This window comes from Acidipila sp. EB88 (assembly GCF_003858395.1).
GTDB lineage: Bacteria > Acidobacteriota > Terriglobia > Terriglobales > Acidobacteriaceae > EB88.
The window spans coordinates 422,559-435,234 of record NZ_QWEV01000005.1 but is presented as its reverse complement, the minus strand read 5'-3'; the positions used below and the strand labels follow the sequence as shown (position 1 = coordinate 435,234).

At 64.0% G+C, this 12,676-nt stretch carries 10 protein-coding genes; 4 read left to right on the top strand and 6 right to left on the bottom strand.

What is annotated here, in order from left to right; genetic code table 11:
• Positions 1 to 30 precede the first annotated feature (30 nt).
• On the bottom strand, positions 31 to 1,107 hold the full coding sequence (gene pstS / locus D1Y84_RS02695; RefSeq protein WP_233581030.1) for a phosphate ABC transporter substrate-binding protein PstS: 1,077 nt from the start codon (positions 1,105 to 1,107) through the stop codon (positions 31 to 33).
• An 88-nt stretch (positions 1,108 to 1,195) separates the two neighbouring features.
• Positions 1,196 to 1,696, bottom strand: coding sequence for an MgtC/SapB family protein (locus tag D1Y84_RS02690; protein WP_199726343.1), 501 nt, complete (start codon positions 1,694 to 1,696; stop codon positions 1,196 to 1,198).
• Between the two features lie 168 nt (positions 1,697 to 1,864).
• Here D1Y84_RS02690 and D1Y84_RS02685 point away from each other — a divergent pair, with 168 nt between their 5' ends.
• On the top strand, positions 1,865 to 2,404 hold the full coding sequence (locus tag D1Y84_RS02685) for a type 1 glutamine amidotransferase domain-containing protein (protein WP_124847149.1): 540 nt from the start codon (positions 1,865 to 1,867) through the stop codon (positions 2,402 to 2,404).
• A gap of 154 nt (positions 2,405 to 2,558) precedes the next feature.
• Here D1Y84_RS02685 and D1Y84_RS02680 read toward each other — a convergent pair whose 3' ends face one another.
• Both D1Y84_RS02680 and smpB read right to left on the bottom strand, forming a co-directional pair.
• Positions 2,559 to 4,088: a leucyl aminopeptidase gene (locus D1Y84_RS02680; RefSeq protein WP_124847148.1), complete on the bottom strand. Its 1,530-nt coding sequence runs from the start codon at positions 4,086 to 4,088 to the stop codon at positions 2,559 to 2,561.
• Between the two features lie 185 nt (positions 4,089 to 4,273).
• Complete coding sequence (smpB, locus tag D1Y84_RS02675) at positions 4,274 to 4,816, bottom strand: SsrA-binding protein SmpB (RefSeq protein ID WP_124847147.1); 543 nt, start codon at positions 4,814 to 4,816, stop codon at positions 4,274 to 4,276.
• A 224-nt stretch (positions 4,817 to 5,040) separates the two neighbouring features.
• Between smpB and D1Y84_RS02670 the strand changes: the two genes are divergently transcribed.
• The 3 genes from D1Y84_RS02670 to D1Y84_RS02660 are packed head-to-tail and all read left to right on the top strand — an operon-like array spanning position 5,041 to position 8,590.
• Positions 5,041 to 7,500 carry a cohesin domain-containing protein gene (locus D1Y84_RS02670; protein WP_158615279.1) on the top strand — a complete coding sequence of 820 codons (2,460 nt, stop codon included), beginning with the start codon at positions 5,041 to 5,043 and terminating at the stop codon, positions 7,498 to 7,500.
• Complete coding sequence (locus D1Y84_RS02665; RefSeq protein ID WP_370245690.1) at positions 7,497 to 8,117, top strand: type II secretion system protein; 621 nt, start codon at positions 7,497 to 7,499, stop codon at positions 8,115 to 8,117. The genes D1Y84_RS02670 and D1Y84_RS02665 overlap by 4 nt, the downstream gene beginning before the upstream one ends.
• Before the next feature lie 41 nt (positions 8,118 to 8,158).
• A complete protein-coding gene (locus D1Y84_RS02660; RefSeq protein WP_124847145.1) occupies positions 8,159 to 8,590 on the top strand; it encodes a type II secretion system protein in 432 nt (143 codons plus the stop codon).
• A 72-nt stretch (positions 8,591 to 8,662) separates the two neighbouring features.
• Here D1Y84_RS02660 and D1Y84_RS02655 read toward each other — a convergent pair whose 3' ends face one another.
• Positions 8,663 to 10,513, bottom strand: coding sequence for a carboxypeptidase-like regulatory domain-containing protein (locus D1Y84_RS02655; RefSeq protein WP_158615278.1), 1,851 nt, complete (start codon positions 10,511 to 10,513; stop codon positions 8,663 to 8,665).
• Between the two features lie 224 nt (positions 10,514 to 10,737).
• Positions 10,738 to 12,621, bottom strand: coding sequence for a GWxTD domain-containing protein (locus tag D1Y84_RS02650; RefSeq protein ID WP_233581029.1), 1,884 nt, complete (start codon positions 12,619 to 12,621; stop codon positions 10,738 to 10,740).
• Positions 12,622 to 12,676: the final 55 nt, after the last annotated feature.

Genomic DNA, 12,676 nt, shown 5'->3' with positions numbered 1-12,676 from the left:
AAGTGGCCGCGAGCCGCGCAGGCGGTTTTGCTATGGCAGTGGCTGTCCCGCGGCGGTCAGTAGTTTCAGCTGCGCAGCGTCGTACTGCTTCATGTTGTCGGGCAGCGGCGCATAGTTGAGAGACCCGGCCACGGTCTGGCCGTCGCTGATGATGTACCGCACGAAGCCCTTAAGCGCGGTGCGCCTGGTCTTGTCGGGGCCGTCCTTCGGCAGGATCAGGAAGGTCAGGCCGGAGATCGGGTAGGCATCTTTTGCTGAAGCGGGTGGGTTGACGATGGAGGCGCGGGGATCCTGAGCGAGCTGGGTAGCAAACGCGTTGATGGCCGCGGTGCTGCCGGCAGCGGTGGGCGCCACGAAGGCCCCGGCTGCATTCTCGACCTTGATTTCCGGCAGCTTATTTTGCTCGGCATAGGTGAGTTCGACGTAGCCAATGGCGCCAGGTGACTGGCGAAGCTGGCCGGTGACGCCCTCGCTGCCCTTGCCGCCGAGGCCCAGCGGCCAGCTCACACTTTTGCCCGCACCCACCTTGGACTTCCATACCGGACTGACCGCGGCAAGGTAGTCGGTGAAGATAGCGGTGGTGCCGCTGCCGTCGGCGCGGTGCACGATCACGACCGGCAGCCCCGGCAGCCTGGCGCCGGGGTTATCCTTCGCAACCGCCGGGTCGCTCCAGGTCTTGATGGTGCCCAGGAACATGCCGGCAAGCGTGGCCGGGGACAGCTGCAGCGTACCGGTGAAGCCCGGCAGGTTGTAAGTCAGGCACACCGGGCCTGCGGACTCGGGAATCTGCACCACGGCCGGCATCGTCTGCAACTGCGCGTCGGTAAGCGCGGCATCCGAAGCGCCGAAGTCCACGGTCTTGTTCTTGACCTGCTCGATACCGCCGCCGGAGCCGATCGACTGGTAGTTGATCTGCGTGCCGGTGTGAGCCTGGCTGTACTGCTCGATCCAGCGCGTCATCACCGGGTAGACAAAGGTGCTGCCCGCGCCCGACAACATCGCGGAACCGCTGCCGCTGTCGGAGCCGGGTTTGCAGGCAGTGAGGCTGCCACAGACAACGGCAGTCAGGGCGAGGGCAAGTACACGTCGCGAAACGAAAAGGTTCACTCGGGAGATCTCCACCTACCTAGAGGATAGAAGCGCGGACGCAGTTGCCCGCAGGGCGCGGCCCCGCAGGCCTGACACTGACCACCGCTTATTCGCCCTCGGGCAGCGTAACGCGGGTCTCCGGAGGCGTTTCACGTCGTGGAATCTTTCGGAGCAGGTGCGGAAACAGCAGGATCACCGTGAAATGCGCCGCGGTCGCTACCACGGCCAGCAGGGGCAGCCCCGCACCGCAAGCCATGCCCACCGCCGCTGTCAGCCAGACACTGGCTGCCGTGGTGAGCCCGCGTACCATGTCGCCGCGCACAAAGATGATGCCGGCCCCGATAAAGCCCATGCCCGAGATCACCTGCGCCGCGACACGTGACGGGTCCAGCGTCACGGTGCCCGCATGCAGCACGTCGGTAAACCCATACTTCGATACCAGAAGGAAAAGCGCGGAGGAAAGCCCAACCAGCGTGTAGGTACGCAGACCCGCACTCTTCTGCCTCCACTCGCGCTCGAGCCCGATCAGGCTCGATAAGAAGAATGCGGCGCCAAGCTCGCCTACCTGCTCCCAACCCTGCCCGGTCGGTTCTCCCGGAATATGCATAGTTCTCCTTGCTGCGACCCGGCGCCGTTTCGGCCGCCATGCTTCTCACCCTGGATTATCGTTGCTAGCGGATGCGGATACCATGTCAGGCAATCCGCCGCTTCTGCTGCCCCGTGGCAACGCCGCTCTCGATCCGTCCCTCCTAGACGTTAGGAGAACAGGCACACCATGGCACAGGAACTTGCAGGCAAGACAGTAGCGATTCTGGCAACGGACGGGTTTGAACAGGTCGAGCTGACCGAGCCCAAAAAGGCCCTGGAAGCAGCAGGCGCCACCACGCACGTGCTCTCGCTTAAGGACGGCGAGATCAAGGGGTGGAAGTTCACGGACTGGGGCGAGAGCGTCAAGGTCGACAAGCTCGTCAGCGAAGCCTCACCCGACGACTACGACATGCTGGTGCTGCCAGGCGGCGTGCAGAACCCGGACAAGCTCCGCGTGGACAACGCGGCCGTCGCCTTTGTGGGCGAGTTCTTCGACTCCGGCAAACCCATCGGCGCCATTTGCCACGCGGCCTGGACCCTGATCGAGGCCGACGTGGTCGACGGACTCACCGTGACCTCCTGGCCTTCGCTCGAGACCGATCTTGAGAACGCCGGCGCCGAGTGGGTCGATGAAGAAGTCGTCGTCGACGCCAACCTGATCACCAGTCGCAAGCCCGACGACCTGCCGGCCTTCAACGCAAAGTTGATTGAAGTGCTGAAGGGCTAAGACCCCCTGCGCGGAAGCGGCCACTTCGTGGCAGGCGTACCTAAAAGCAAGGCCTCAAGATACCCCGGAAAAATACTCCGGGGTATCTTGAGGCCTCTGTTCTTGAAAAACACATGTCCCGAAGGGACCGCAAGCCGCGCAGGCGGTTTCGGCTCTACGCGTACTGCTGCACCCATGCGACGATGCTCCGCACCGCGACGCCGCTCGGGCCCTTGGAGATCCAGCCCTTGGCGTCGTCAAGCCATGCCAGCCCGGCGATATCGAGGTGGATCCAGGGCGTGTCGCCGGCAAACTCCTTGAGGAACATGGCAGCGGTGATAGCCCCGCCGTAGCGGCCGCCGGTGTTCATCAGGTCAGCGATATGCGACTTGATCTGCTCGCGGTACTCGGAATGCAGGGGTAGCCGCCAGAAGCGTTCGCCGCTGAGCTTGAGCCCGTCCTCGAACTTCGCCCACGTAGCCTCGTCGCTCGCGAACGCCCCGGCATTGTGCACGCCAAGCGCCACGCCAACCGCGCCCGTAAGCGTGGCGGCGTCGATCAGGTGGGTGGCGCCAAGCTGCTTTGCATAATGCAGCCCGTCGGCGAGCACGAGGCGGCCTTCGGCGTCGGTATTGATCACCTCGATGGTCTTGCCGCTCATCGCGGTCAGCACGTCGCCGGGCTTGTAGGCACGGCTCGAGGGCATGTTCTCCGCCGAGCAGATCACTGCGAGGACGCGAACGTTGGGCTTGAGCAGGGCAATGGCACGGATCGCGCCCAGCATGGCGGCGCCGCCGGCCATGTCGTACTTCATCTTCTCCATGCCATCGGCAGGCTTGATCGAAATGCCGCCGGTGTCGAAAGTGATGGCTTTACCGACAAGGCCGAGTACGACCTCGCTGGTGGGGTTCGCCGGCTCGTAGTGCGCGACGATCAAAGCGGGTGGCTCGGCCGAACCGCGGGTGACGCCAAGGAACGCGCCCATCTTGAGCTCTTCGAGCTTCGCCGTCGAGTACACCTCGCAGGTGAGCCCGACCTCGTCGCACATGGCCTTGGCGCGCTCGCCCAGCACCGTGGGCGTCAGCACGTTGCCTGGCTCGTTGATCAGGGCGCGGGCGAAGTTCTGCGACTCGCCCAGGATCACGCCCTCCTCGAAGCCCGCCAGGGTGCCCGGCTGGTCGATGCGCTCGGAGCCAAGCAGGGTGAGCGACGTGAGGCTTTGATCCTTGCGGTCGGAACGATAGGTGTCCGGGTCGAAGTCGGCGGCGATCACGCCTTCTGCAATGGTGCGCGCTGCTTCGGCGTCGGTGGCCTCGACCAGCGTCTGCGGCAGCGCGATGGTGAGCGCGCGCAAACCACGTGACTTGGCGTAGCGAGCCGCCGTGCCGGCTGCCTTGCGCAGCGCAACCACGCCGGGGCCGGTGGTGCTTGCCGGGTCGGCGGCCTTGCCGATGCCGACCAGAAGGACGCGCTTGGCTGCGAACGACTTGGGCTGATGGATCAGGAGGGTTTCGTTGGCCGTGGAGCGGAACTCGCCGCTCGTGAGAATCTCGCCGATGGAGTCATGCACGGTCTGCGATTCGGTAAGGGGGAAGACCGCGGGGATATCGGCTGGGGTGCCGTCCACGCTCTGGTCGACGGTGAAAATCACCAGTAGTTCAGCGGCAGTAGCGGAGGCAAGCGCGAATTTCAGTTCGGTTTTCACTCTATAAGGATAGCGTGTGCGCGCCGCCTGGTCTCTCCCGAAAGCCTGGCGCGTGTCGCTATCCGGATGGCGTGTCGCCCATAAGCGAAACCATCCGAGCTCCGACACGGCCGCTCACGCTCGAACCCGGGGCAAGTGAGAGAAGGCGCTCCCGCTCAGGCTCCTCAGGAGCCCGGGAGAACGGTTCAACCCCGCTTGCTGGCCGCAACCGCCTGCTTGGCTTCCTTGTCGGCTTCGCGCTTCTTTTCGGTGGCGCGCTTGTCCCAGTCCTGCTTGCCTTTGGCGACCGCCAGTTCGCACTTCACGCGTCCATGGCGGAAGTACAGTCGGGTCGGGATCAGCGTCAGGCCCTTGGCCTGGGTCTGGTCGATCAGCTTGCGGATCTCGCCGGAGTGCAGCAGGAGCTTGCGGGTGCGCACCGCGTCGTGCGAGTCAAAGCCCGTGTGTGAGTAAGGACCGATATGCGCGTTCAAGAGCCAGGCTTCGCCGTTCTTGACCAGCCCATAGCTGTCTTTCAGGTTGGCCTTGCCTTCGCGAATGCTCTTGACCTCGGAGCCGCGCAGGGCCACGCCGGCTTCGAAGCGATCCATCAGGAAGTAGTTATGTCCGGCGGCACGGTTGTAGGCAGCATCTCGCTCGCCCGACGCGACCGGGTCGCGCGGCACAGCTTTAGTGGGGGCGCTGCTTTTTTCCGCAGCCTGCGTCTGGTATGTCGATTGCCGAGCCATGACTAAAGGATAGATGAACGCGCATTTCGATGCGCCCTGTCTATCTTTTTTGCCGGAATCACGGTGCTATACTTTGCCAGCATTCGTCTATCTACGGTAGGTATCCGCCCCCGGCTAGCGCAGGGCTGACCTGCATCCACCGGGGCGACCCAAGGAAAACAACATTTCAAGTGGCGGAACGACCGGCTAATGCCCGCAATGAATCATCTTTTTTCTGGAGTTGCATGAACCGCCTGACGCACTGGGCCATTCCCATTTCCGTCGCAGCTCTCTGCGTGACCGTTTCGGCACGCGACGCGTATGCGCAGTCGGCCAACACCTTATTCAACCGGGGCAGAGCTGCCGAGGCCCGCGACGATGTTGAGGGCGCTTACAACGACTACGCCAAAGCTTTCCAGAAAAAGCCGACCGATGAGAAGTTCAAGATCTCGTACGAGCGCCTGCGACTGGACGCGGCTGCCGCGCACGTAAAGCAGGGCGAACGCCTGCGCGACCAGGGCGACAACACCGGCGCGCTGACCGAGTTCCTCCGCGCGCTCGAGATCGATGCGTCCAACGAGCTCGCCTCGCAGGATATCCGCGTTACGCGCGAAAAGATCGACGGGGAAGCCAACGCGCCGGTGCCCGAAACGGCCATGCCGCCCGGCGAGCGCAAGGCCCTGCTCGACCTCGGCGGCGTGCCGATCCTGAAGCCGCTCTCGAACGAGCCGCTCACCGTGCACGCCACCCAGGACTCCAAGGTTGTCTACCAGACCATCGCCAAGACCGCTGGCATCAACGTCCTGTTCGACCCGGATTACCACTCCTCCAACATCACGGTGGACCTGCAGAATGTCAGCCTGCTCGATGCGCTGCGCATCCTCAGCATCCAGACCGGTACCTTCTGGCGGCCGATCACGGCCAACACCATCTTCGTAGCGCAGAACACCCGCGGCAAGCGCACCGAGCTCGACGAGCAGGCCGTGCAGACCTTCTACCTGACCAACATCGCGCAGCAGAACGATCTGAACGACATCCAGACCGCACTGCGCAACGTGTTCACGGTAGCCAAGCTGTACAGCGTGCCGTCCCAGAACGCCATCATCATGCGCGGCACCCCGGACGAGCTGCTGCTGGCCGGCAAGCTGATCAACGATCTCGACAAAGCGCGCGCCGAGGTTGTGGTCGACATCGCCGTACTCGAAGTAAGCCGCGAACGCATGCGCACCATCGGCATCCAGCTGCCGCAGACTGCTTCAATCAACTTCCAGCAGTCCAACGCAGATACCACCGCAACCACGACGACGACCACCACCAGTACCTCCAGCCTCACGCTCAACAGCCTGGCCCACCTGAACTCCACCAACTTCGCAGTGTCGATCGGCGCCGCCGCGGTCAACCTCCTGATGAACGACACCGACACCCACATACTGCAAAATCCTCGTCTCCGGGCGACGGACGGGCAGGAAGCGACGGCCAACATCGGCGAGCGGCTGCCGGTGGCCACCGGGTCTTACCAGGCAGGTGTCGCGACCGCGGTCACCTCGTCGCTGGTCAACACGCAGTTCCAGTACCTTGATATCGGCGTCAACATCGACATGAAGCCTACGGTGCACTACGACCGCGACGTATCGATGAAGCTCAAGATCGAAGTCTCCTCGACCAATGGCACCGAAGACCTGGGCGGCATCAACGAGCCCATCATCACCCAGAGAAAAACCGAGCAGACGATCCGCCTCCGTGAAGGCGAAGCGACGATCCTGAGCGGCCTGCTGCAGCACCAGAAGAGCAAGAGCGCCTCCGGAACGCCGGGGCTGGGCGAGCTGCCGCTCCTGAAGTACCTGTTCTCCTCGGTCACCACCGACGACACCGACGACGAGATTGTGTTCCTGCTGGTGCCGCACATTGTGCGCGCCGCCGACATCACCCCGCTCAACCTCCGGCAGGTCGATACCGGCACGAGCGGCGATATCCAGCTTCGGCACATGGGCGCGAACCTGAGCGATGACGACATCGCGGGTGACGTACCGCCGCTGCCAGGCGTCAAGGGCGTCGTGCCCTCCAACGCGTCCGACTCCAGCATCGCGCGTCCGCGTCCGCAGATCCCCGACAGCACCAACCCCGCCATGATGACCGGTAGCATCCCGGGACAGGTCGCTACGGCCGGACCTTCCGGACAGCCCCAGAACGGCTTCACCTCGAACCCTGCAGTGCAGGGAAGCGCCGGCGCAGCCACTGCCGCGATGGCCGCACTGGCCAGCGGGCAGGTTGGAGCCGCCGCCGCGGGCGGTCCGCCGCCGGCCCTGACGCTGGTGCCTTCAAACGCAACGCAGTCCATTGGCAACACCTTCCAGGAGCAGGTCATGCTTGCCGGCGGAACGGATGTCTATTCCGTGCCGCTGCAGGTGAAGTACGACCAGACCAAGCTTCAGCTGACCAACGTGGACGTAGGCGACATGCTGGGTCGCGATGGCCAGGCGGTTGCGCTGGTGCACCGCGACGACGGCGCGGGCAACGTTGTGATCTCCACCTCGCGTCCACCTGGCGTTGCCGGCATCACCGGAGCCGGCACCGTCTGCACCCTGACGTTCCAGGCAAAGGCCGTGGGCGATGCGGCCATTTCGATCAACCATCCGGTGGTGCGCGACAGCAAGCAGCAGCCGATGGCGGCAACCGGTTCCGCAGGGGTCGTACACATCAAGTGAAGCACCCTCTGCGCATCCGGCTCGATGACCTGGCACGGCGGTTCCGAAACCACCTCGCTGGCACCAGCACTGCGGCGATACCCTCTGTCATGGGCACGCGCATACGGCAAAGTCGCGGGGCTGGCACCAGCGCTGCGGCCATGGCCTCTGCCAGGGGAATGCGCATACGGCGGAGTCGCGAGGCTGGCGTAACGCTGGTGGAGCTGATCGTCACGGTCGCCATCCTGTCCATCCTGGCTTCGGCCGCTGTGCCGATCACCCGGTTTGAAAAGAAGCGCGAGCGCGAACGCGAGCTTCGCTATGATCTCTGGTCGATGCGCGCGGCGATCGACCGCTACAAGGACGCGGCGGACCGCCAGGCCTTTCAGATCAAGGTTGATAGCCAGGGCTACCCGCCGGATCTCAAGACCCTGGTCGAAGGGGTGGATGTGCAGGGCAAGAAGGTGAAATTTCTTCGCCGCATCCCGATCGATCCGATGACCGGCAATGATGACTGGGGCGAGCGCGCCATGCAGGACGATCCGGACTCGACCTCCTTCGGGGGCCAGAACCTGTTCGACGTCTACACCAAGTCCAACGGCACCGCGCTGGACGGCACGAAGTACTCGACCTGGTAGCAGCTGAGTACGACCGCCAGCCAGGGTGAATCGATAACGAGATGAGCGAGTTGCAGCACAAACCGGTGTCCCCCAGCACACTCCCCACGAGCGAGAGCGGTTTCACGCTGGTGGAACTGATGATCGTCATGTTGATCATCGGCGTGCTGGCCGCCATCGCCATTCCGAGCTACACGGCGTCGCTTCGGAGCGCGCGCGAAGCGGTGTTCAATGAGGACCTCCACGTCATGCGGCAGGCGATCGACTCCTTCACTATGGACAAGGAAAAAGCGCCGCAGTCGCTCGACGACCTGGTGCAGTCCGGCTACCTGAAAGAGATCCCCAAGGACCCCATCACGCAGAGCCGCGACACCTGGGTCCCCGACCAGGATGACTCCGTCGAGAGCGTGGACCAGACCAGCGGCGGCATCACCAACGTGCATGGTGGCTCGGCCCAGGCTGGCACGGACGGCCGGCCCTACTCGGAATGGTAAAAGGCCGCTGATCACAGCAGCCTGCAGCCTTTCGGTGGGGTTGTCGAGCGGTTTGCCAGGACGGCTATCGAGTCAAAATGAGAACGCAAGTCCGGCTGCAAGGCATCGCTGCGCCTGCGCAAAGTACACCGTGGTGCCGTCCTGCGACACAAAGGGCCGGTAGCCCTGCGCGAGCAGGTTACGCACATCGAGGATGGCCTCGAGCCGCCCGGTGCCCATGCGCTGCAGGTGCAGCGGCTGGCGGAGTTGCAGGCTCAGGTATGGTTCGGGTGTGGCTGCCTCGAAGGGCGCCACCTGCGTCAGGGTGCTGACTGGCTGCCATCGATACCCGCCGTGCACAACAGTACCCGTAACCCCGACCCGTGTCTCGCCTTCGACGGCAAGCATTGAAGCCGGCGCCGCATTGAAGCTGTCGCCCACGGGCAGAGCTGCTGCCTCTTTGCCGCCGGCATCGCCTAACGTGACCGCTTCGCCCAGCGCATAGCGCAGCGAGATCCAGGTGTCGCGGCTGAGCTGGTCGCGCAGCAGAGCAAGCACGCCCCCTCCGCTATATCCCTTGCCGGAAACAGCAATGGTGCCGCTCGCGGGGTCATACAACACGTTGTCCGAGTCCAGCGCTGCTTCGTCGCCCGTCGCGCCCAACGCTGCTTCAACCACCGGGTGCGCCAGCCGATCGTGGAAGATGGCAATGGTGCCGGTCAGGGTGGAACTGCTGCCTTCCTCCCCCTGTAGTATCCGCTCGACGCGAAGCTCCTGGTGCAGTCCCTGCTCCAGGTGCAGCGCCCCAGCCTGCCGCGTCAGCATGGGGGCGTCGCCCGGATGGTACGCCTCGAGCTGGCCCGCGCTGGTGAGCCCCGGCGCCGTAGCCATGGAGTACCCGACCGCCGTGCGGCTGCCGTGCACGCGCGCCCTGACAAAAGGGTGGCTTGCGGCCATGAGTGAGCCCCCGCCGAAGGATGCGGCCGCCAGTTCCGTGCCGGCCTCCACATCGCCCAGGTCGCCGAAGGGTATGGTGCTGGCCGTGCGTACACGCAGCATGGCCAAACCGCTCGCGCCACCGGCAGTAAGCTCCGGCCGATCGGTAAAGGTGGCAACAGTGGTCATGGAGCGGCCCGGTGCAAGCTGCTGCTGCATTGCAGCAGTGGCCGACAACCGGTTGTAGCCCGTTCCTCCAGCCGCCGACCCCACCGACGACTCGGCAGCCAGCATCAGCGACCGCGTATCGCCCAAGGTGCTGTTCCAAAGCGCCTGCTCCGACAGCCCACTCTCTCCGAACTGGCGCACGCCGCTGTGCAGCGCAAAGCGTCCATGCCGACGTGCGCTGGCGCCGGTTTCCGCAGGGCTGCCTGCTATCCCGCGCGGAAGCCCTTCCTGCCGGTCGGCCACGGAGGCAAGCCGCGCCTGTGCTGCCTGGTCGGCCTCGAGCATGCGCAGCAGGGGGCGGTTCGCCGAAAGGCGCAGCGTCCAGTTCCAGTCGTCGTCGCGGGTGGCCGGGGTACGTGGCGTCGCGGGAAGCCACTGCACCGCATCGTACAGGGTGCTCAGCGTGAGATTGATAATGATGCGGGAGTTCGCCACGACGCGCAGGTCCGGATGAATCGTCGGCAGAAACAGGGTGTTGCTGGCCTTGAGCTGGTATTTGCCGGCGGGCAGTCGTGGCAGCGTGTAGCGGCCCCGGTCGTCGGTGAAGGTGCGCGCCAGCACGTCATACTCGCTGTCCAGCAATTCGATCAGGGCGCCCACCTGGGGCTGCCCGCTGCGGTCACGCACCACACCGGCAATGCCGGATCGCTGGGTGCTTCCGTTGACCGTGGCTCCGGCACGCACCTCGTGGGTCTGTGCGCGCGACAGGGAGGAGGTGGCGACGGCGCCCACAACGAACGTGACGGCAAGTCCTACGAATCTGGAGGTTCTATCAATCACTCGCGTGTTCGAATACCGTTTCTTCGCGCCCTGCTCCTGAAATGCACTGCCGGCCACAGCTCTGATGGCCGCATGCCTTGTTGTTTCCAAAAATGACGTGCTCGTGACCGAAGTGTAGCGCAAAACCGTTCAGGTTGGCGGGGAGAGCGTTGCGGATGCTTTTCGGCTGTTGGAAATCAGCGCGATCGCGGCTCGCAGAACAAGCTGGGACCGCGCTGTGATGCCTACTCCACCGAGAACGGGGCCGTCTGCGCAATCTCCTGCTTGGTCACTCCATCATTCACGCTGACCTTGACGCTGTACTTGCCGACCGGCACGCTCGAGAGCGGCACCGTCTTGGCCAGCGTGATCTGGTCGGAGCTCGCACCCAGGGTGGCCGAGCTTTCCTGCGTGTTGAAGATGGTCTTGCCGTCCGCCAGGTTGATGATCGAGTAGTCAATCATCGCGCCATTCTTCTTACTGTCCTGGTTGATGCCGAGGTTGTACACCTGCATCCAGAAGTTGAGGTTCTGGTTCTGGTGGAAGATCGCCGGCTGCGTCTGATTGGCCGTTACCGTAGGCAGCAGCTTGGTGTTGCCGATGATGAAGTTGCCGGTGCCAATCTCCTTCGACGCCACCTTCTCCATCTTGGCCGCCAGGATCAGCGACGAGGCCGACAGGCGGTCATCGTCGTAGCGCGGCACCACCACGCCCTGCGCCCAGGTGCCGATGTGGTCAGCGTTGTTCACGTCCTTGATGGCGATATCGATCCGGTACCGGCCGGGACGCAGGGGCATCGCCTTCCAGTACAGCTGCGAATTGTTCATCAGCTTCGGGAGCAGTTCTGACGGCACCGGCACCTCCACCGTGTCCTCAAAGGTCTGCACGATCTTGTCGGTGATGGTGGAAACGCGGCCGATGATGTGCACCTCGCCCTTGGACACGCCGTCCTTGGTCTGGAAGGTGATATCGCGGTTCTTGATCTGGATGGTGATCGGCATCAGCACCGTGTCGTCGGTGACCTTGACGTAGTCGGTACGCACGTCAAAGGGGAAGAACGGGCCGCTCAGCACCTTGTGGGTCGAGAGAAACTCTTCCAGCTTCAGATCCTGGAACTTGATGATGGGCGGCGCCTGCAGCTTGGCATAGCGTTCCAGGCGGTCGAACTCCTTGGACTGCTGCATACCGCTCATGGGGCCGGTGCCCAGGTTCTCGAGCCCGCCCTTGAAGCGGTCCGCCTGCTTGGCCTGGCCCATCTGCTCGTACAGGGTCTGGCCCGCGCCCGGCACGTGCAGCAGCGCGTCCTTCTCCGAGCGGTCAATGGTCATGTGGTAGTCGCCGCACATGCAGGTGTCCACGAACTCGATGTCGACGTTGTCGCCGATGCCTTCGAGGTAGCGGTAGTGCCAGATCTCGAACGGAAACGTAGAAGTCTGTCCGCCGCCTTCGTCCATGGGCCGGTCATAGGAGCCGCCCGACGGGTGCGAGTCGATCGAGTCCGGCTTGCCGTAGGCGATGTACATGTGGCCGCGGTCGGTCATCCAGCCGGGCTTGCCGGCAGGGAAGTGTTCGTTGGAGTACTCGATGCGGCGATAGTGTTCATCGCGGAAGGTGTTCTCCGGCGATTCCGGGTCGGGATTGCGACGCTGCCAGAACTGCTCGATGAACGCATCGCGCTCTTCGTCGTTGGACAAGCTCTTGAACGCCTTCATCTCCTGGTCGGTGATGATCCAGCGCACGTCCTGGGTCGCCCACTTCTTGTAGGGTCCCTTCAATTCCTGCCGCAGGTCCTTCTGCTGGTTGAACCGTTCCTTGTCCGAGAGCTTGCGATTCAGCGGGCTGTCGGGATCATTCTTGCCACCCACATCGGAGGCCGGGCGCTCGACGTCGAGCAGTGCCTGCGCTGCCTTGGCGTTCGCCTGGGCGTTGGACATGTCGGCACTGGTGCTGTTCGAGGCAGCCTGCGTGTCGGAGGTGCCGGCCGGCTGCGCCGACTGCTGGGCACGTGCAAAGCCGCCGTTGCCCAGCAGCAAAGACGAGACCAGGCAGAAGGCGGCTGCCGGGAACACACGGCGGCGCGGCGTGGAAAAGAAGCGGACAGCGGATGGGGGACAAAGGCGGTTCAGCATGATGCGGGACTCCCTGCGAGCAGGTTTATTCTAGTGGGCGCGGGTATGGGTAGCA